This is a genomic window from Pseudomonas sp. AE27 (genome assembly GCF_037113495.1).
GTDB lineage: Bacteria > Pseudomonadota > Gammaproteobacteria > Pseudomonadales > Pseudomonadaceae > Aquipseudomonas > Aquipseudomonas palmensis.
Map to the genome: position 1 here is coordinate 4,102,918 of NZ_CP146966.1, position 18,445 is coordinate 4,121,362.

Sequence of the window (18,445 nt, forward strand, 5' to 3'; positions counted from 1 at the left end):
GCGTTACTGCATCCACGGCGGTGGAGGTTCCTCGGCCTTGGCCGGGCCGTTCTCCGCCTCGGCGCGTGCAGCCTGCCGGCGCGCCTCGTCCAGGCGCGCCGCTTCGATCTCGCGCATCACCCCGTCGACATCGGCGCTGTGCTCGTCCTCCGCGAACTGCCCGCTCAGCGGGCTTTCCGGAGTCAGCTCGCCGGCCTCGTACAACGCCCACATTTCCTTGGCATAGCGGGTGGCCTTGAGCTCCGGGGCAAACTGGCCGAAGTACCCGGCCATGTTCCCCACGTCGCGCTCGAGCATGCTGAACGCATGGTTGTTGCCGGCCGCATCCACCGCCTGGGGCAGGTCGATGATCACCGGGCCGTCAGGGCCGAGCAGCACGTTGAATTCCGACAGGTCGCCATGCACCAGGCCGGTGCACAGCATCAGCACGATCTGGCGGATCACGAAGTCGTGGTACTCGCGGGCCTGATCGGCCTCCAGGTGCACGTCGTTCAGGCGTGGCGCCGCATCGCCATGGGCATCGGACACCAGCTCCATCAACAGCACGCCATCGAGAAAGTCGAACGGCTTGGGTACCCGCACGCCGGCACTGGCCAGGCGAAACAGGGCTGCCACCTCGGCATTCTGCCAGGCCTCCTCGGCCTCCTTGCGCCCATACTTGGAGCCCTTGGCCATGGCCCGCGCCTGGCGGCTGTTGCGCACCTTGCGGCCCTCCTGGTATTCGGCGGCCTGACGGAAGCTGCGCTTGTTGGCCTCTTTGTAGACCTTGGCGCAGCGCAGCTCGGTACCGCACCGCACCACGTACACCGCGGCTTCCTTGCCACTCATCAGGGGTCGGATGACTTCATCGACCAGCCCGTCTTCTATCAGTGGTTCTATGCGTTTTGGAGTCTTCATCGGCTTTTGTTCTGGGTCCTGTTTTGCCAAACACACGGGTATCACGGGTTGCCGGCCATCGTCTCACAGCCATGAGCCAGATGCGCGCTCACGATACAACAAGGCCCTCAAAGGAAGTGGACCCGATAATGTCCAAATAATTTAATCCCGCCTGCACCGAGTGCCTCGTGGCTTCCCGAACATGGCAGACACTCACTGCCTGAACAGTTCCCCCGGCGTCGCCCCGAACAAGCCCTTGAACGCCACGATGAACGCCGACGTCGACTCATAGCCGCAACCCAGCGCCGCCTGGGTCACGCTCTGCCCCTGCTCCAGCGCCTGCAGCGACGACAGCAGGCGCATGCGCTGGCGCCAGCCGCGAAAGCTTAGCCCCGTCTCGCGCTGAAACAACCGCATCAGGGTCTTCTGCGAACGCCCCAGGCGCTCGGCCCAGTAGGCCAGGCCGGCGTCCTGCTCCGGGTGCGCCAGCAATGCATTGCACACCTCGAGCAGGCGCGGGTGCTGCGGCAGCGGCAACGAAAAACCCACCTCCGGCAGCCCCTGCAACTGCTCCAGCAGCACCTGCACCAGATGTGCCTCGGGGCTCTCGCCTTCGGCGTAATCCACCGGGAACAGGCAGAACTGCTTGATCAGCTCACGGGCCAGCGGCGTCACCTCCAGCACCCGGCAGCGCGGCCCGGCCCACGCCGCATCGGCCTGACGCACATACAGGCTGCGCATTTCGGCACGGGTCGAGGTAATCACCTCATGCTCCACCCCGGCCGGTATCCACACGCCCCACTGCGGCGGCGCAAAAAAACTGCCCTCGGCGGTGTACACCCCCAGCACCCCGCTGATCGCATAGGAAAACTGTATCCAGTCGTGTCGATGACGCGGCGTCCACGAGCCGGCCCCCAGGCTTTCGGCACGCGCATACAGTGGCCGCGGCAGGGCATCGAGCAGCGGGATTGGGCGTGGCAGCAGATTTTGTCCGTTACTCGGCATCGCTTGGCCTTGTGTCGCGAGACGGAAGAATGGCCACAGGTTAGCCTGCCGCTTCGTTATTACAAGATGATTCGCAGGCCCGCCTATGCAAGCTCACCTCAAGCGCGTGGTAACCGACTGGTTTCTGTGCGGCATGTTTCTCGCCACCTTCCTCGCCTGGCTGTTCCCGCACTTCGGTGCCAGCGGCGGCTCGATGCAGGCCGAATACGTGATCAACATCGGCGTGTTCGTGGTGTTCTTCCTGCACGGCATCAACCTGTCCAGCGAACAGATCCGCCATGGCCTGAAGAACTGGCGCCTGCACCTGATGGTGCAGGGCTTCACCTTCGTGGTGTTCCCGCTGCTGTGGTGGCTGGGCAACAGCGTGCTGGGCAGCCATGTGCCGGCGCTGCTGATGCTGGGTTTCCTGTACCTGTGCGCCCTGCCCTCGACCATCTCCTCGTCGGTGGCGCTGACCGGCAGCGCCGGCGGCAACGTGCCCGCCGCGATCCTCAACGCCAGCCTGTCCAGCGTGCTGGGCATCTTCCTGACCCCGTGGCTGGTGAGCCTGGTGGTGGGCAACGGCAGCGATGGCATCGACCTGGGCGCCACCCTGCTCGACCTGTGCGCCATGCTCCTGCTGCCGCTGGTGCTGGGGCAGTTGCTGCGCCCGTGGCTGGGCCGCTTCTTTGCCCGCCACAAGCGCTACACCAACGTGATGGACAAGGTGGTGATCCTGCTACTGGTGTACGCGGCGTTCTGCAACTCGATGATCTCGGGGCTGTGGCAGCAGCAGGGTGGCTCGGTACTGCTCACCGCCGTTCTGGGCAGCGCGTTGCTGCTGGCGCTGATCCTGTGGCTGACCACCCGCAGCGCGCGGCTGCTCAGGTTCAGCCCGGCCGACGAGATCGCCACAGTGTTCTGCGCCAGCAAGAAATCCCTGGCCGCCGGCGCACCGATGGCCGCATTGATCTTCGGCGCCCATCCCGGGCTGGGGCTGATTCTGCTGCCGATCATGATCTATCACCCGCTGCAGTTGATCGTGTGCTCGATCATGGCCGAACACTACGCCAACCGCCCGGCGCCCCTGGCCAAGGAGGCGCCGCTGGTCAGCGCTCGATGATCGCGGTCACGCCCTGCCCGCCCGCGGCGCAGATCGAAATCAGCCCGCGGCCCTGGCCGGCCTCGTCCAGCAGCTTGGCCAGGTTGGCCAGAATGCGCCCGCCGGTGGCGGCGAACGGGTGCCCTGCAGCCAGCGAACTGCCCTTGACGTTGAGCCTGTCGCGGTCGATGGCACCCAACGGCTCGCTCAGGCCCAGCCGGCTCTGGCAGTAGTCGGCGTCTTCCCAGGCCTTCAGCGTGCACAGCACCTGGGCGGCGAAGGCTTCGTGGATCTCGTAGAAGTCGAAGTCCTGCAGGGTCAGGCCGTTGCGCTCCAGCAGTCGAGGTACCGCATAGGCCGGCGCCATCAGCAGCCCCTCCTGGCCTTTGACGAAATCCACCGCAGCATTCTGACCATCGAGAAAATACGCCTTGATCGGCAGGCCGCGCTCGCGGGCCCACTCTTCGCTGGCCAGCAGTACCACCGAAGCGCCATCGGTCAGTGGCGTGGAGTTGCCCGCCGTCAGCGTGCCCTTGGCGCTGCGCTCGAACACCGGCTTGAGGCTGGCAAGTTTCTCCAGGGTCAGGTCCGGGCGCAGGTTGTGATCGCGGGTCAGGCCCAGAAAGGGCGTGAGCAGGTCATCCTGCCAGCCTTCGGCAAACGCCCGGGCCAGGTTCTGGTGGCTGCGCAAGGCCAGCTCGTCCTGCTCGGCACGCCCTATCTGCCAGGTCTGCGCCATCAGCTCGCAGTGCTCGCCCATCGACAGCCCGGTACGCGGCTCGCCATTGCGCGGCAGCTCGGGCTTGAGGTGCCAGGGCCTCAGTTGCAGGAACACCTTGAGCTTGTCGCCCGTGGTCTTGGCCCGATTGGCCTGCAGCAGCAACTTGCGCAGCCCCTCGTTGACCGCAATCGGCGCATCGGAGGTGGTGTCCACACCGCCGGCAATGCCGCTGTCGATCTGCCCCAGGGCGATCTTGTTGGCCACCATCAGCGCGGTTTCCAGCCCCGTGGCGCAGGCCTGCTGCAGGTCATAGGCCGGGGTCTGCGGCGACAGCCGCGAGCCCAGCACGCATTCGCGGGTCAGGTTCATGTCGCGCGAGTGCTTGAGCACCGCGCCCGCCGCCACTTCGCCCAGTTGCAGGCCATGCAGGCCGAAACGCTCCACCAGTCCTTCGATTGCCGCAGTCAGCATCGCCTGGTTGCTGGCCGTGGCGTAGGGCCCGTTGGAGCGGGCGAACGGGATTCGATTGCCGCCGATGATCGCGACCCGACGTAAAGCGCGCATGCACAGACTTCCTTATTCCGAGACGGGATAGACCCGCTATAGCGTAGGTGTTTTTTCGCCAGTCGAACGACCGAAGGCGAAACATGGTCCACACTTTGGTGCTTAATTTCCGGGAGACGTTCACATGAGCGACCGCTATATCGACTTCGCCAACTCTTCATTCGGTCGGCGCGTGGCCGGTGCCGTCGGCCTGCCCACCCCCGCCCGCCTGGAGCGCTGGGAAGCCGGCAGGCTGCGCCCGGTCGAAGGCGCCCTGCTGCTCGGCGGCGGGCCGCTGGTGACGAACGTGGCCGCCTTTGCCAGGCGCCTGACCGACGAGGTCTACAGCTATGCCGATGAAAGCCTCGAACTGCCGGCCTGGGTCGCGGGCCTGGGGCCCAAGCTCAAGGCCGTGGTGTTCGACGCCAGCCACCTGACCGACAGCGACCAGCTCAAGCAACTGCGCGAGTTCTTCCAGCCGCTGCTGCGCAGCCTGGCTGCCAGTGCGCACATCGTGATCCTGGGGCGCGCGCCCGAATCGCTGGACGACCCGCTGGCCAGCGTGGCGCAGCGGGCCCTGGAAGGTTTCAGCCGTTCGCTGGCCAAGGAACTGCGCAACGGCGCCACCCTGCAACTGCTGTATGTGGACCAGGCCGCGCAGGACCAGCTCGAAGGCGCGCTGCGCTTCTTCCTCTCGCCCAAGAGCGCCTTCATCAGCGGCCAGGTGCTGCGCCTGACCGCCTGCGCCACCCAGGTACAGGACTGGTCGCGCCCGCTGGCCGGGCGCAAGGCGCTGGTCACCGGTGCGGCCCGCGGCATCGGCGCCGCCATCGCCGAAACCCTGGCCCGTGACGGCGCCGAGGTGGTGCTGCTCGACGTGCCCCAGGCCAAGGCCGACCTCGACGCCCTGGCCGCGCGCCTGGGTGGGCGCAGCGTGGCGCTGGACATCTGCGCCAGCGATGCATCGGCGCACCTGCTCGAAGCGCTCCCCGAGGGCATCGACATCGTCGTGCACAACGCCGGCATCACCCGCGACAAGACCCTGGCCAACATGACCCCCGAGTACTGGGACGCCGTGCTCGCGGTCAACCTCAAGGCCCCCCAGGTGCTGACCCAGGCGCTGCTCGACGGCGGCGCGCTGCACGACAACGCACGCATCGTGCTGCTGGCCTCGATCAGCGGTATCGCCGGCAACCGCGGGCAAGCCAACTATGCCGCCAGCAAGGCCGGCCTGATCGGCCTGGCCCAGGCCTGGGCGCCGCTGCTGGCCAAGCGGGGTGCCAGCATCAATGCCGTGGCCCCCGGCTTCATCGAAACACGCATGACGGCGGCCATCCCCTTCGCCCTGCGCGAAGCCGGGCGACGCATGAGTTCCCTGGGCCAGGGCGGCCTGCCGCAGGACGTTGCCGAAGCCGTGGCCTGGCTGGGACAGCCCGGCAGTGGCGCGGTCAACGGCCAGGTGCTGCGCGTATGCGGCCAGGCCGTGATGGGGGCATGAGCATGGACCGACACTGGCACGATCTGCACCGCACGCAAGGGCTGAGCGGGCTGTACCTGAAGGCTGCGCGCAAGCGCAGCATCACCGGCGACAGCCTGCCCGCCAGCGGCCTGCACTGCGCCATCGGCGTGAATCCACAGCGCCTGCAGGCCTACCGCAAGCTCTGCCACTTCGGCGACGACAGCCACCTGCCGCCGACCTTCCCCCATGTGATGGCGTTCGCCCTGCAATTGCAACTGCTGACCGCCGACGACTTCCCGTTCCCGCTGCTGGGCCTGGTGCACCTGAACAACCGCATCCGCGTGGTGCGCCCGCTGGGTGGCATCGGCACGCTGCGCTTCAGCGTGTTCGTCGACAACCTGCAGCCCCACGCCAAGGGCGCGACCTTCGACCTGATGACCGAAGCCGAAGACAGCCTGGGGCTGCTCTGGCACGAGCGCAGTCGCATGCTGTGTCGCGGCGTCAAGCTCGAAGGCGAGCCACCCGCCGTCGACACCCCTGAACCGCTGCCTCTGGGCGAGCTGACCCGCTGGTATGCCGACAGCGACATCGGCCGGCGCTACGCCAAGGTCTGCGGCGACTACAACCCCATCCACCTGAGTGCGCTCAGCGCTCGCCTGTTCGGGTTTCCCCAGGCCATCGCCCATGGCATGTGGAGCAAGGCCATGGCGCTGGCCGCGCTGCGCGGGCACCTGCCGCTCAGCGGCTACGAGGTGGATGTGGCCTTTCACAAGCCCGTGCGCCTGCCCAGCGAAGTGGTGCTGGAGGGCAGCGCAGTCGCACCCGACGGCCAGTTCCGCCTGGTAGGCCACGGCGACCTGGTGCACATGACCGGCAGTTGGCACACGCTGCACGAATCTTCTAGACCTGCCTGACGGACCGGGCGATAACGGTTTTCTTTGCCGGTAGCACACGATGAACAGCAACTGGATAGACCTGCGCCAGGAGCCCGATACCGGCATCGAGACCTTGCGCGCGCATTTTCGCGGGCATGCCTATGATCCGCACTGGCACGACAGCTACCTGGTGGGCGTGACCGAACAGGGCGTCCAGCAGTTCACCTGTCGCCGCGCCCGCCACCAGAGCACACCGGGCAAGGTGTTTCTGCTCGAACCCGGCGAGTTGCACGACGGCGATGCGCCCAGCCCCGAGGGCTTCACCTACCGCATGCTCTACCTCGACCCGCAATGGCTGGAGCGCGAGCTGCGCGGCTTTACCGAGCATGCCCCGCCCGCCAGCCAACCCGGTTTTGCCCACACCCTGGCCAGCGACCCGCGCCTGGCAGCGGCCACCGCTTGCGCCTTCCAGTCGCTGCACGAACCGGAGCTGCGCATGGTGCGCCAGGCGGCACTGGACCAGTTGCTGGAGCACCTGAGCGGGCATCTGCAATGGCGCCGCCGGCTCGACCCCGACCCGCGCCTGCCGCTGGTGGCACAAAGGGCGCGCGACTACCTGCATGCACACCTGCACCACGACATCGGCCTCGAGCAACTGGCCGCAGCTTGCAACATCGACCGCTTTCGCCTGAGCCGCGCCTTCAAGGCCGCGTTCGGCCTGGCGCCCCACGCCTACCTGGTGCAACTGCGCCTGGCCCATGCACGCCGGCTGCTGGCGGCAGGGTCGAGCCCGGCACAGGTGGCGCCAGCGCTGGGCTTTGCCGACCAGAGCCACCTGGGGCGCTGGTTCCTGCGCGCCTATGGCATGACCCCTGCACAGTACCGCAGGCGCTGCACAAAGCTTCCAGACTGACGCGCGCCAACACGCGAGCATGCAAGCCCCTCTACCAAGGAGCCTGCCCATGCTGGCCTTCATGCTGTTTGCCTTCGTTGCGTCCATCACCCCCGGGCCGACCAATTTCCTGGTACTGAGCAACAGCGCCAGCCATGGCCTGCGCGCTGCATTGCCAATCATCCTGGGGGCCGGTGCAGGGGCCGCGCTGATCGTCTGGCTGGTGGGCAGCGGTATGGGCGAGGTGCTGTTCCGGGCCCCGGCGGTACAGCCGCTGCTCAACGGGCTGGGCGTGGCCTGGCTGACCTGGCTGGCCTGGAAGATCTTTCGCAGCCCAGTGCAGGTGCAGCAATCGGGCGCGACGTCGGCAAGGCTCGGCCTGTGGGGCGCGGCGGCGTTGCAGGTGATCAACCCCAAGACGTGGATGATGGCGCTGGCGGTGGCCAGCGTGTTCATCGATGCCGCAGCCAGCGACCGCCTGCTGCAGGTGACGCACCTGAGCCTGGTGTTCTTCGTGATCGCGCTGCCGTGCCTGGGTGGCTGGGCCTTGCTAGGCAGCGGGGCGCGGCGCCTGAGCGGTTCGCCGGTGGTGCTGCGCCGGGTCAACCAGGGGCTGGCGCTGCTGTTGCTGGTGTCGGCCTGGGCCAGCCTCTGGCAGTGAGGCCCCATGCACCTGACACAGGGCTTGCAGGAGCCGGCGTTGCCGGCGAACAGGCCAGCACAATCCCCTGAAAAACCCGCCGACCCGCGCTAAGCTACGCCGCACGAGGAGAGCCCCCACCCATGAACCTGCAAGAACTCACCACCCGCCTGCACACCATCCGCGACAATAACGACTGGCGCGGCTTCCACAGCCCCAAGAACCTGGCCATGGCCGCCAGCGTGGAAATGGCCGAGCTGGTGGAGATCTTCCAGTGGCTCAGCGAGGACCAGTCGCGCCAGCTGTCCCCCGAGCAGCTCGAACACGCCGGCCAGGAAGTCGGCGACGTGGTGCTCTACCTGTTGCTGCTGTGCAGTGAACTGGGCCTGGACATGGACCAGGTGGTGCGCAGCAAGCTGGCCGACAGCGAACGGCGCTTCGCCCGATGAAAGACCGCCACTTCGACGCCCTGGCGACCCGCTTCGCCGAAAAGATCTACGGCGGCGCCAAGGGCGCCATCCGCCTCGCGGTGCTCCAGGCCGACCTCGCCGAAGCCCTGCCCGACCGCCCCCTGCGCGTGCTCGACATCGGCGCGGGCCTGGGCCACATGGCCCTGTGGCTGGCCGAGCGTGGCCACCAGGTGACCCTGGCCGAACCCGCCGCGCCGATGCTCGAGGGCGCCCGCGAACGCTTCGCCGCCGCCGGCCAGCCGGCCACCTTCATCCAGGCGCCCTGGCAGGAACTGCTCGGCCAGCTCACCGAACCCTACGACCTGGTGCTGTGCCACGCCGTGCTCGAATGGCTGGCCGAACCCGAGACCATCCTGCCGGTGCTGCACCAGCTCACCCGCGCCGACGGCCTGCTGTCGCTGGCCTTCTACAACCGCGACGCACTGGTGTATCGCAACCTGCTCAAGGGCCATTTCCGCAAACTGCGCGGGGCCAGCCTGGCCGGTGAAAAGCAGAGCCTGACCCCGCAAAAACCACTTGATCCGCGCGAACTCCGGGCGCACCTTGAAGGTCTGTGGGATATACACAGCGAGAGCGGTGTACGGGTGTTCCACGACTACATGCCCGTCGAGTTCCAGGCCAAGGCAGAACTGCTCGACCTGCTCGAAATGGAACTGGCGCACCGCCGCCACCCGGCCTTTGCCGGCCTGGGCCGCTACCTGCACTGGATGTGCCACCCACGCTGAGTACCGAGCCGTGTCTGCCGGGAGACTGCCATGCCGTACCGTTTGATCCTGGGCCTGCTGTGCCTGGCCCTGGCCGCCTGCCAGGGCAGCAACCCGTATGTGGCCAGCTCCCGACCGCTGCCGCCGGCCCCGCCCCAGGCGGCCACCACCTTCGACGCCAGCGCCTACCCGGCACCAGCCCGTGACTATGGCCGTTACCGCAGCTGGTCATGGCGCAACGGCCAGCTCCCGGCCGGCAGCGCCTCCAGCGACCCGGCCGAGCTTGCCGACGCAGTCAGCGCCGCCCTCGACCAGCGCGGCCTGCGTCCTGCGCGCAACACCCGCAGCGACCTGCTGGTCAGTGCCGACCTGCGCATGGAACGGCGCCTGCGCCAGGTACGCGACGATTACTACCCCTATGACGACTACGGCTACGGGGGCATCGGCTACAACCGCTACGGTGGCTATCGCAACGGCTATGGTGTGTATGGCAGCGTGCCGATCATACGCACCTACCAGGTCGACGTGATGGTGGTGCGCCTGGACCTGTTCGATGCCGGCAGCGGCCAGCCGGTCTGGAGCGCCAGCGCAGAAACCACCAGCCAGGGCTCACCGAGCGAGCGCGCCCGCGCCCTGCGCGATGCCGTGCACAAGGCCCTGGATGGCTACCCCCCAAGCTGAAGGCAACCGGAGAATCATCATGCTGCGCCGTCTCGCTCTACTCCCCCTGTTGGCCCTGCTGGCGCTGCTCGGCGCCTGCCAGAGCAACAACGTCACCCAGGACTTCGATGCCAGCCGCGACTTTGCGGCCTACCGCAGCTGGAGCTGGCAGGAGCCGGCCCTGCAATATCGCCCGGACGACCCGCGAATCAAGAGCGACCTCACCGAGCAGCGCATCCGCCAGGCCGTCAGCGAACAGCTCGACCAGCGTGGCCTGCGCCCGGCCCAGGGCAACGCCAGGGGTGACCTCAAGGTGCAGACCTACCTGATCGTCGAAAACCGCCAGCAGCAGATCACCACCAACTACGGCGGTGCCTGGGGCGGTTACTGGGGTGGCTACTGGGGCGGCCCGGCCTACAACGAGACCCGCAGCGTCGACTACAAGGTCGCCACCATCCAGGTCGACCTGTTCGACAGCCGCGACGGCAAGCTGGTATGGCGCGGCAGCGCCGAGCAGATCATGAACAACTACCCGCCCGGCCCCACCGAGCGCAACACCGCGATCCAGAATACCGTGGCCAAGGTACTGGCCAACTACCCGCCCCACTGAGCCGGCGATGGCCGGTCGCCACCTCAAGGCGACTGGCCATTATCTTGACTACACTTCTTTGACGCATGCGTTCGCGCACGGCCTGGTGCCGGCAAAGGAGTGCTCGTGGCTACCCGATTCCCAACCCGGCAGCGTGGCGCGATCGGCCTGATGGCCGCCCTGACACTGGCCCTGGCGCTGGTGTTCGCCCTGTTGGTGATCGATAGCGGGCGGCTCTATCTGGAACAGCGTTCGCTGCAGCGGGTGGTCGACATGGCCGCCCTCGAAGCGGCTGGGCAAAGTGCGGTGTGCACCGGCAGCGGCCCGCAGGCGGCGACCGTGGCCCAGGCCAGCGCCGCACGCAACGGCTTCGCGCCCGGCGCCAAGCATACCCTGGCCACCACCTGCGGCACCTTGCAGACCGGTGCCGGCAGCCGGCGCACCTATACCGTCAACCCGAGCAAGAGCGAAGCGATCCGGGTCAGTGCCAGCAGCACCGTGGCCACCAGCATTGCCGCCGGTGTACAGGCCCTGCTGAGCGGCGTCGCCGTGCCGGCCACCACCACCCTGCACGCCAGTGCGGTGGCCTCGCTGCCCAAGCCGCCACAGGCGATGCTGCGTCTCAAGAGCACCCTGCTGACCATCGACACACGCAAGTCCGATGTGCTCAACGCCCTGTTCAAGGCCCTTGGCGGCAACGTCAACCTCGACGTACTGGGCTGGCAGGGCATCGCCGACGTCAACGTCGACCTGCTGAGCTTTCTCGATGCCCTGGCCATCAAGGCCGGGGTGCAGGTGGGTAATTACGATGAACTGCTGGGCAAACAGCTGCACCTGACCGACCTGCTCGATGTCGCCGTCGATCTCGCCCGGCGCGGCGGCGCGGCGGCCCAGGTGGTGACCGACCTCGGCAAGCTGGTACTCGGTGCCGGCAACAACCCGCTGGTCAAGCTGGGCGATATCCTCGACATCCAGAACGGCGCGGTCCAGTCCGGCCTGGATGCCCAGATGCAACTGCTGCAACTGCTCAAGGCCTCGGTGATGCTGGCCAACAAGAACACTGCGGCCACCGCCGAGGTGCCGCTCAACATCCCGCCGCTGGTCAAGGCCAACCTGCGCCTCAAGGTCATAGAACCCGAACAGATCTCCGCCGTGGGCAACCCGCAGTACGACACCATCAAGGTGCACACCGCTCAGGTCCGTGCGCTGGTCAGCCTGGAGCTGCCGCTGCTCAACAGCATCACCGGCCTGCTCAACGCCGTGCTCGACCTGGCCGAACCGCTGACCAACGTGGTCAGCAACCTGCTCAGCCTCAATCTGGTGGCCACGCTGGAGTCGGTGTTCTGCCTGCTGGCGATCCCGTGCAAGGTCAGCGACGTCCTGTTGCTGCCTGGGGTGGTGCACCTGGACATCGGCCTGGAAGTCGCCAGCGCCAGCAGCCAGGTCACCCGCTACAGCTGCAAGCCGGACAAGACCCTGACCGCCAGCACCCGCAGTTCGGCGCTCAACGTTTCGGTGGGCATGTTCAGCGATCCCCAGGCCTTTTTCAGCACGGGCAACACCGCCATCTCGCCGCTGCCGCTGATCGACATCGGCAGCAAATACTGCACGCGCTTCCTGATACTGCCGTCCACCTGCGGCGCGCGCACCGCCTTCGCTGGCGGTGGCGTAGGGCTCAAGGTCAATGCGCCGCTGCTGGGCAGCAACTCCACCGGGCCTGCCACCGACCTGCTGTTTCGCAACGCCAGCGCGCCACCGGACATCGACCTGCCACCGGCCTACATGGCCACCTCGGCCAGCGATATCGTGCAGAGCCTGAACAACACCATCAATGGCATCGAGCTGCAGGTGTACCGCCCGCTCAACGGCAACCTGCTCGGCAACGTGCTGTTGGTGGCCGGCAACCTGCTCGATGACGTCAAGGCGCTGCTGCAGCCAGTGATCAGGAACCTGCTCGGCAAGTTGGTCGACCCGCTGGTCAACGCACTGCTCAAGGCACTGGGGCTGGACCTGGTGAACGTCGAGGTCGGTGCCAACCTTACCTGTGACGGCAACCGCGCTCAGCTGATGCTCTGAACCGGCAGCTCGATCACGAAACACGCACCCTCGGCGCCATTGTGTGCGCTGAGCAACCCACCCATGCCCTCGATGATCCCGCCACTCACCGACAGGCCCAGCCCGGTCCCCACGCCGCTGGGCTTGGTGGTGAAGAACGGCTCGAAGATCCGCTCCAGCAGGCGCGGGTCGATGCCGCCGGCATTGTCGCGCACCTGCAGGCGCACCCCACCCGCCACCGGCTCGGCCTCCACCGCGATCCAGGGGCGCAACTGCGGGTCGGCCTCACGCCGGCCCAGCAAGGCGTCGCGGGCATTCACCACCAGGTTGATCAGCACCTGCTCCAGCTGATCGGCATGGCCGCGCACATGGCAGCCGCTCAGCGCCGGGCCCAGGTTCAGCGCCACGCCCTTGCCGGCCAGGCCGTCGGCCAGCAACGACACGGCACCCTCAACCGCTTGCCAGGGCTCGAACAGTTGCTGTTCGACCTCCGAACGCCGCCCGAACACGCGCATGTGGTCTACCACCTTCGAGGCCCGCAGCACCTGCGCATCGATGCGCCTGAGCTTGTCCTGCAGGTATTCAACCTGCACGTCGCCGTTCTCCAGGCGCTTGAGCGCGTTGACCACCGCCATGCGCATCACGTTCAACGGCTGATTGATCTCGTGGGCCAGGCCGGTGGCCATTTCGCCCAGGGTGGCCATCTTCGCGCTCTGCAACAGCTGCTGCTGGCTGCGCCGCAGCGCGGTGTTGTCGCGCCCCACCGCCTGTACCTCCAGCAGACGGCCCTGTTCATCGAACAGGCCGCGGTCGGACCACACCCACCAGGCATGTTCGCGCCCCGGCAGCTCCAGGCAGATTTCGGCACTGCTCACCGGCTGCTGCGGGGTCAGGCCGGCCAGGCGCTGCACGAACGCCTCGCGCTGGGCCGGCGACATCCACTGCCCCAGGTCGCTCCCGGGCAACTGGTCAGGTCGGCACTCCAGGTAGTCGGCTAGCGGGCGGTTGCCGAACAACACAGTCAGGTCGGGCCGGTAGCGGCAGATCATCGCCGGCGAGTCCTCCACCAGCACCCGGTAACGTTCCTCGCTCTCGCGCACCCGCTCGGCGGCCAGGGTCGCCTCGGTCACGTCGAGCCAGATACCCACGGCCTCCACCGGCAGGCCCAGGTCGTCACGCAGCAGGCGCGCTTCATCCAGCACCCAGTGGTAGATGCCCTGCGCATCGCGCAGGCGGTAGCGGCTGCGCACCTGGCCCTCGCGCAGCAGGTCGCGGGTACGTTGCAGCCACAGCGCCTGGTCGTCGGGGTGTACCCAGTGCGCCGGTTGCAGGTCGGCAGCGGGCGTCCAGCCAAGCAGCGGCTGCAGGCTGGCACTGAAGAATTCGGCCTGCAGCGCGCCGGCGTCATAGCGCTGGATATAGATCACTGCCGGCGAGCTGGCGATCAGGTTGTCCAGCCGTGCGTGCGCGGCCCTGGCCTGCTGCTCCTGGGCCTTGATATCGCTGATGTCGAGCATGAAACCCTGCAGACGTCGCTGCTGCCCCTGCCCGTGCACATCGCCACAGATGCGGTACCAGCGCAGCGACGCGGCCTGCAGGCGCACGCACAGTTGCAGGCTGCAGCCCTCGCGCTGCAGCGCCTCGAACGCCAGTTGCGCCGCCTCCCGGTCGGCCGGGTGCAGCAGCGCCCACCAGGCCGGCAGCGCCAGTTGCGCACTCACGCCGAAACTGGCCGCCAGCCCCGGTGCCAGGTGCAGGTAGGGCTCGTGCAGCGACCACTCCCACCAGCCCGCACCGAGCAACCCCTGTACATTGTTCAGGCGCTGCTGGCTGGCCTGCAGCCGGTCGCCGGCCAGGCGCGCCAGCAGCGGCTCGGCCATGGCATCGAGCAGCAGGGGGGCCGCCTCGGGCCGGGCCTGCCCGCCCTCGTCCGCGCACAGCAGCCAGGCCTGGGCCTGATGCTGCTGCGCATGGCCCACCACATACAGCGGGTGAGTCGGGCAGAGCACCTGCAAGGCCGGAAACTCGGCGCTGCACAGCACGCGCCCCGACGGCAGGCGGTCGAGTACCGCGCTCAGGCGTGCATCGTCGGCCCAGGGCACGCTCGATGCGTCCCGCGCGAAGGTGTGCCAGCCGCCGGGGGTGCGCAGCAGCAGCGCCGCCCAGCCCATGCGCCAGTGCCAGGCCAGGCGCTGCAACTGCTCGGCGGCCACCTGGGGCAGGCGCTCCAGGCTGCAATCGCGCAGTGCTGCGCCCACCTGGCGGGCCAGTTGCTGCTGGCGCCGGGCATCCTGGCCCTGCTGGTGCTGCTGCAGCAGATCGCCCACATCGAACAACTGCAACAGCCAGTCCTCGCCCTGGGCCAGCAACCAGCCGCGGGTGTGCAGGGTGCTGCCATTGGCGGTTCTGAAGTCCAGGTCCAGCGGTTGTGCCTGCCAGTCGGCGGGGTCGCCTTCGAGCACCAGCAGGCTGTGCGCCTGCACGTAGTCCTGCACCCGCGCAGCAGTCTGCGCGGGCAGCGCCAGGGCACTGCGCAGCGGGCCGCCCAGACGCAGCACGCGGCCCTTGTCATCGAGCCACAGCTGCAGGCCCACCGCCGCCGGTACCGGGGCCTGCGGTGCGGCCACCGCGGCGGCCGGGCGCCCGCGCCAGCGATCGAACAGGCCGTGGCCACCGCTCAAAGCTGAAGGCTCGCGGTGGCGCCAAGGGTTGCCGGCAGGCGTGGCACCTCGCCCACCACCGGCAGGTCGAGCACCGGCAGCACCGTCGTGAGCCGGGCCTTGGCGTAGTTGATGCGCACGGTCAGCAGGTTGGTGTTGCTCAGGGTCACGACCGCGTCGGTGCCGGGCTGGAACTTCAGCGTTCCCGGCATCCACGCCAGCTGCTGGGCCAGTACCTCGCGGGCCAGTGCCGGCACATCGGTGCGGTAGGTGGCGCTGGTCGGGTCCAGCGCCATGCAGCGACGCACCGCCTCGCTGCTGGCCTGGTGGAACGACTGCAGCATCAGCAGTGGCAGGGCGTAGCTGACCACCCCGTAGAACACCGCGAAGAACACCACGAACACGGCGGCGAATTCGATCGCCGCCGCACCTTTTTGCCGTCTTGCAAGGCCTGCTTTCATGATCGCGTCTACCCTGACAATGACACCCGCAATCAAGCATAGAATCAATCACGACCAAGGGATGGCATTTCGCCTATGCAAAGCATCGTCCTGCTGCTGTGGCTCGCATTGTGTGCCGAACAGGATGCCCGAGAAAGGCAGATCAACAACACCTTGACCCTTGGCGCCGCAGCCTGCGCCCTGGCCTATCTCTTCATCACCGGGCACACCTGGATCGGCGCCGATGCCAGCGAAGGCGGCTGGGCGCTGCTGATCGTGATGCTGCTGACCCTGCCCGGCTACATGCTCGGGCGCCTGGGCGCCGCCGATGTGAAACTGCTGGGTGCGTTGGCGCTTGCCACTGATCGGATGTACCTGCTGGGCACCTTCATCGGTGCCGGGGTGGCGGTGGTGATCTGGTTGCTCAGCCGCCGCTGGCTGTGGTCCCTTCTGAGTCAGAAGGTTAAGCAACGCTTCAGGCAGGTGATCGAAGAAGCGTCAAAAAAACAGCCCTTCGCCCCCTTCGTGCTGGCCGGTTTTTTATTGGCTGCGGTATGGATCCATTGATCGAACAACCCGTCTAACCTGCTGTACATACGTTGTACATAGTCGCCAACTGCGTCTATTTTTCTAGTCACTGCCCCTCGATACCACAAGCGTCATGGCCGTACCAGGAAGGGCACGTCAGCAGGGAGTTGCGTGTGAACAAGCCAGTGAGTCCATTCAAGGTGTTGATCGTCGACGACCAGCCGTTGATCGTCGAAGAGCTGTGTGAATTCATCGAGGGCAGCGGGTACCGGTGCGTACCGTGCCACAGCAGCCAGCAGGCCATCGAGCGGTTTACCGAAGACCCGGCAATCGGCCTGGTGCTGTGCGACCTGCACATGCCCGAGCGTGACGGCATCGAGCTGGTCAAAGCGCTCAAGGCCATTGCCGGCAAGCAGCGGATCTTCGAGGCGATCATGCTCACCGGGCGGGCCGAGAAGCAGGATGTGATCAAGGCGCTGCGCGAAGGGTTCGCCGACTACTACCAGAAGCCGGTGGACCTCCCCGAATTGCTCGAGGGGCTCAAGCGCCAGGAGACCGCGTTGCTGGAGCGTCAGAAGAACTTCCAGCACCTGGGCCACCTCAACCAGAAGCTGCAGTACCTGGCCGAGTCCATCGACGACCTCTACCAGGACCTGGGCAAGGCCCGCGAGCAGGTGGTGGGCACGGGCCTGGGTGGCGAGGATGCAACGGCAGCCGAGAGCATGCCGGCGATCTTCGACCAGCTGTCACCGCGCCAGCTGGACGTCGCGCGGCTGGTGGGCAAGGGCCAGACCAACTATCAGATCGCCTGCGAGCTGGGCATTACCGAGAACACGGTGAAGCTGTATGTGTCGCAGGTGCTGCGCCTGACCCACATGCACAACCGCACCCAGCTGGCCCTGGCGCTGGCGCCCAACCCCTCGGCGCTGCGTCAGCGCATCACGGCGCATTGAACAGGTCGCCGCTGCCTTCGAGCCTTCGAAGGCAGCGGTGAAACCTGAAACAAATTGGATATGCCAGCCCCCTTGGGCTATGCAAGAATCCGGGCCACTTCTCGTCGATGTGTGGCCTGCTCAAGCATGACTTCATTTCTCAAAGGGCTGTTTGCCCCCAGCGGTGCGTTCTTCGGCTCTATTGCCATTTTCGCTACCGTTCTGGTGGGTGCTTACATCTCCCTTTACAGCTCGGCAATAACAGGACAGTTCAACAACCTGTGCCTTGGGCTGTTACCCACCTGCGAGGGGGCGCCGCTGAATGAAGCGTCCACGGCATTCAGGCTGTTGCTCTACCTCGGCCTGTTCCTGTTGCTACGGGAAATAGCCGTCAACCGGGAAAACAACTCGGCGCGCAGCCAACTGCACAGTTACATAAAAAGCACTCCGTCAAAGTCGTTTCTCGGAAACTACTCTGCCTACATGCGTATCCTCGGCGCCCGGCGTCTGGAAATCAAAGCGGAGCTCAACAGCGAGGCGCCCAAACCCGACGTGGTCCACAAGCTGATGCGCGAGTGCCTGCACGGTGTGTTGTCGCTGGCCAAGGACTGGGATGGCAATGAAGGCAAGTCGTCGGTCTATCGAGCCAACATCATGACCCTGGTGCCATCGGGTTTTCTCGATACGGTAACGCTTGCCGACGGCAGCATGGACAACATTGCCCGCATCATCGATTCCAGCAAGCTATTTCTGTACAACAACTCAACACTTGGCAAACTTGCAAAGTGCAGTGGCATCCTGGTGCTTGAAGATACGACTTTCACGGTGTCTACCAAAGTCGAGTTCGGCGAGCGGGACGACTTCATAAAAGAGCCGATTTGCTTCCCTTATGTCGAACAGGGTTATGCCGGTGTCACAACGCAACCCATCATCCCCGGCGCCCCCATGTGCGCCAGTTTCGGTATGGCGCAATACCTGCACCATACCCAAAGCGAAATATCTCTGTTTCTGGACAATCTTGCATACAAGAACCGCGAGTTCTGCAATCGCTTCAAACATGATGTACTGGAGTATTACAACGATATAGAAGAAGCCCAGTCGATACTCTCCATTCCCATTCAGGTTCGACGCGAGGCGGATGCGGAACAACTCCCTGTCTATGAAACCATCGCCGTAATGAATATATACCGCAACAAAAAGGGGATTTTCCGCGATGAAGACAGCGCGATGAACTTTGCTCAACTTCTGGAGCCGATTTGCTATCATTTCGGGAAAATGCTAGTATCCCTAGCGCAAATAGAACCTGAAACATGAC

Annotated in this window: 18 protein-coding genes; 13 read left to right on the forward strand and 5 right to left on the reverse strand. The window is 66.3% G+C overall.

Annotated features, from left to right (window positions below):
- Positions 1-3: 3 nt before the first annotated feature.
- Together V9K84_RS18825 and V9K84_RS18830 are read right to left on the reverse strand one after the other, a co-directional pair.
- A complete protein-coding gene (locus V9K84_RS18825; protein ID WP_043860953.1) occupies positions 4-897 on the reverse strand; it encodes a PA4780 family RIO1-like protein kinase in 894 nt (297 codons plus the stop codon).
- A 192-nt stretch (positions 898-1,089) separates the two neighbouring features.
- Positions 1,090-1,881 (reverse strand): helix-turn-helix transcriptional regulator, encoded by a 792-nt coding sequence (locus V9K84_RS18830; protein ID WP_088514185.1) that lies wholly within the window; start codon positions 1,879-1,881, stop codon positions 1,090-1,092.
- An 85-nt stretch (positions 1,882-1,966) separates the two neighbouring features.
- On the opposite strand from V9K84_RS18830, the gene V9K84_RS18835 reads away from it, so the two are divergent.
- Entirely contained in the window at positions 1,967-2,983 is a 1,017-nt protein-coding gene (locus V9K84_RS18835; RefSeq protein WP_338791952.1) for a bile acid:sodium symporter family protein, read from the forward strand.
- Here the strand turns inward: V9K84_RS18835 and V9K84_RS18840 are convergent.
- The gene (locus V9K84_RS18840; protein WP_043860950.1) at positions 2,970-4,247 is read right to left on the reverse strand and encodes an acetyl-CoA C-acetyltransferase; all 1,278 of its coding nucleotides are present in this window, start codon (positions 4,245-4,247) and stop codon (positions 2,970-2,972) included. The genes V9K84_RS18835 and V9K84_RS18840 overlap by 14 nt on opposite strands.
- 124 nt (positions 4,248-4,371) lie before the next feature.
- Here V9K84_RS18840 and V9K84_RS18845 point away from each other — a divergent pair, with 124 nt between their 5' ends.
- The 9 genes from V9K84_RS18845 to V9K84_RS18885 all read left to right on the forward strand — a co-directional run bounded on the left by V9K84_RS18845 (position 4,372) and on the right by V9K84_RS18885 (position 12,591).
- Positions 4,372-5,724 carry a 3-oxoacyl-ACP reductase gene (locus V9K84_RS18845; RefSeq protein WP_043860949.1) on the forward strand — a complete coding sequence of 451 codons (1,353 nt, stop codon included), beginning with the start codon at positions 4,372-4,374 and terminating at the stop codon, positions 5,722-5,724.
- 2 nt (positions 5,725-5,726) lie between these two features.
- Complete coding sequence (locus V9K84_RS18850; RefSeq protein WP_088514183.1) at positions 5,727-6,599, forward strand: MaoC/PaaZ C-terminal domain-containing protein; 873 nt, start codon at positions 5,727-5,729, stop codon at positions 6,597-6,599.
- Between the two features lie 40 nt (positions 6,600-6,639).
- Positions 6,640-7,473: an AraC family transcriptional regulator gene (locus V9K84_RS18855; protein ID WP_043860947.1), complete on the forward strand. Its 834-nt coding sequence runs from the start codon at positions 6,640-6,642 to the stop codon at positions 7,471-7,473.
- A gap of 49 nt (positions 7,474-7,522) precedes the next feature.
- The gene (locus tag V9K84_RS18860; protein ID WP_088514182.1) at positions 7,523-8,113 is read left to right on the forward strand and encodes a LysE family translocator; all 591 of its coding nucleotides are present in this window, start codon (positions 7,523-7,525) and stop codon (positions 8,111-8,113) included.
- Between the two features lie 122 nt (positions 8,114-8,235).
- Positions 8,236-8,541: a MazG-like family protein gene (locus V9K84_RS18865; RefSeq protein WP_043860945.1), complete on the forward strand. Its 306-nt coding sequence runs from the start codon at positions 8,236-8,238 to the stop codon at positions 8,539-8,541.
- Positions 8,538-9,287 carry a methyltransferase domain-containing protein gene (locus V9K84_RS18870; RefSeq protein ID WP_054916639.1) on the forward strand — a complete coding sequence of 250 codons (750 nt, stop codon included), beginning with the start codon at positions 8,538-8,540 and terminating at the stop codon, positions 9,285-9,287. The genes V9K84_RS18865 and V9K84_RS18870 overlap by 4 nt, the downstream gene beginning before the upstream one ends.
- 30 nt (positions 9,288-9,317) lie before the next feature.
- On the forward strand, positions 9,318-9,947 hold the full coding sequence (locus V9K84_RS18875; protein ID WP_043860943.1) for a DUF4136 domain-containing protein: 630 nt from the start codon (positions 9,318-9,320) through the stop codon (positions 9,945-9,947).
- A 19-nt stretch (positions 9,948-9,966) separates the two neighbouring features.
- Complete coding sequence (locus tag V9K84_RS18880) at positions 9,967-10,536, forward strand: DUF4136 domain-containing protein (RefSeq protein WP_043860942.1); 570 nt, start codon at positions 9,967-9,969, stop codon at positions 10,534-10,536.
- A gap of 105 nt (positions 10,537-10,641) precedes the next feature.
- The gene (locus tag V9K84_RS18885; protein ID WP_256582769.1) at positions 10,642-12,591 is read left to right on the forward strand and encodes a pilus assembly protein TadG-related protein; all 1,950 of its coding nucleotides are present in this window, start codon (positions 10,642-10,644) and stop codon (positions 12,589-12,591) included.
- Here the strand turns inward: V9K84_RS18885 and V9K84_RS18890 are convergent.
- Both V9K84_RS18890 and V9K84_RS18895 read right to left on the reverse strand, forming a co-directional pair.
- Positions 12,576-15,251 (reverse strand): ATP-binding protein, encoded by a 2,676-nt coding sequence (locus V9K84_RS18890; RefSeq protein ID WP_088514181.1) that lies wholly within the window; start codon positions 15,249-15,251, stop codon positions 12,576-12,578. The genes V9K84_RS18885 and V9K84_RS18890 overlap by 16 nt on opposite strands.
- Positions 15,248-15,691, reverse strand: a complete 444-nt coding sequence (locus V9K84_RS18895) for a TadE/TadG family type IV pilus assembly protein (RefSeq protein ID WP_043860940.1) — start codon at positions 15,689-15,691, stop codon at positions 15,248-15,250. The genes V9K84_RS18890 and V9K84_RS18895 overlap by 4 nt, the downstream gene beginning before the upstream one ends.
- A 75-nt stretch (positions 15,692-15,766) precedes the next feature.
- On the opposite strand from V9K84_RS18895, the gene V9K84_RS18900 reads away from it, so the two are divergent.
- From V9K84_RS18900 to V9K84_RS18910, 3 genes are all read left to right on the forward strand, one after another.
- Positions 15,767-16,237 (forward strand): prepilin peptidase, encoded by a 471-nt coding sequence (locus V9K84_RS18900; RefSeq protein ID WP_043860939.1) that lies wholly within the window; start codon positions 15,767-15,769, stop codon positions 16,235-16,237.
- Positions 16,238-16,371: 134 nt separating this feature from the next.
- Entirely contained in the window at positions 16,372-17,151 is a 780-nt protein-coding gene (locus V9K84_RS18905) for a response regulator transcription factor (protein ID WP_043860938.1), read from the forward strand.
- A gap of 126 nt (positions 17,152-17,277) precedes the next feature.
- Positions 17,278-18,444 carry a hypothetical protein gene (locus tag V9K84_RS18910; RefSeq protein ID WP_058540787.1) on the forward strand — a complete coding sequence of 389 codons (1,167 nt, stop codon included), beginning with the start codon at positions 17,278-17,280 and terminating at the stop codon, positions 18,442-18,444.
- Position 18,445 lies beyond the last annotated feature (1 nt).

Bases quoted from the DNA above. Each gene is read 5' to 3' on its own strand.
- V9K84_RS18875 (WP_043860943.1), top strand. From the start codon at position 9,318: ATGCCGTACCGTTTGATCCTGGGCCTGCTGTGCCTGGCCCTGGCCGCC.
- V9K84_RS18835 (WP_338791952.1), top strand. From the start codon at position 1,967: ATGCAAGCTCACCTCAAGCGCGTGGTAACCGACTGGTTTCTGTGCGGC.
- V9K84_RS18845 (WP_043860949.1), top strand. From the start codon at position 4,372: ATGAGCGACCGCTATATCGACTTCGCCAACTCTTCATTCGGTCGGCGC.
- V9K84_RS18910 (WP_058540787.1), top strand. From the start codon at position 17,278: ATGACTTCATTTCTCAAAGGGCTGTTTGCCCCCAGCGGTGCGTTCTTC.
- V9K84_RS18830 (WP_088514185.1), bottom strand. From the start codon at position 1,881: ATGCCGAGTAACGGACAAAATCTGCTGCCACGCCCAATCCCGCTGCTC.
- V9K84_RS18850 (WP_088514183.1), top strand. From the start codon at position 5,727: ATGGACCGACACTGGCACGATCTGCACCGCACGCAAGGGCTGAGCGGG.
- V9K84_RS18900 (WP_043860939.1), top strand. From the start codon at position 15,767: ATGCAAAGCATCGTCCTGCTGCTGTGGCTCGCATTGTGTGCCGAACAG.
- V9K84_RS18825 (WP_043860953.1), bottom strand. From the start codon at position 897: ATGAAGACTCCAAAACGCATAGAACCACTGATAGAAGACGGGCTGGTC.
- V9K84_RS18895 (WP_043860940.1), bottom strand. From the start codon at position 15,691: ATGAAAGCAGGCCTTGCAAGACGGCAAAAAGGTGCGGCGGCGATCGAA.
- V9K84_RS18870 (WP_054916639.1), top strand. From the start codon at position 8,538: ATGAAAGACCGCCACTTCGACGCCCTGGCGACCCGCTTCGCCGAAAAG.
- V9K84_RS18855 (WP_043860947.1), top strand. From the start codon at position 6,640: ATGAACAGCAACTGGATAGACCTGCGCCAGGAGCCCGATACCGGCATC.
- V9K84_RS18840 (WP_043860950.1), bottom strand. From the start codon at position 4,247: ATGCGCGCTTTACGTCGGGTCGCGATCATCGGCGGCAATCGAATCCCG.
- V9K84_RS18880 (WP_043860942.1), top strand. From the start codon at position 9,967: ATGCTGCGCCGTCTCGCTCTACTCCCCCTGTTGGCCCTGCTGGCGCTG.
- V9K84_RS18860 (WP_088514182.1), top strand. From the start codon at position 7,523: ATGCTGGCCTTCATGCTGTTTGCCTTCGTTGCGTCCATCACCCCCGGG.
- V9K84_RS18865 (WP_043860945.1), top strand. From the start codon at position 8,236: ATGAACCTGCAAGAACTCACCACCCGCCTGCACACCATCCGCGACAAT.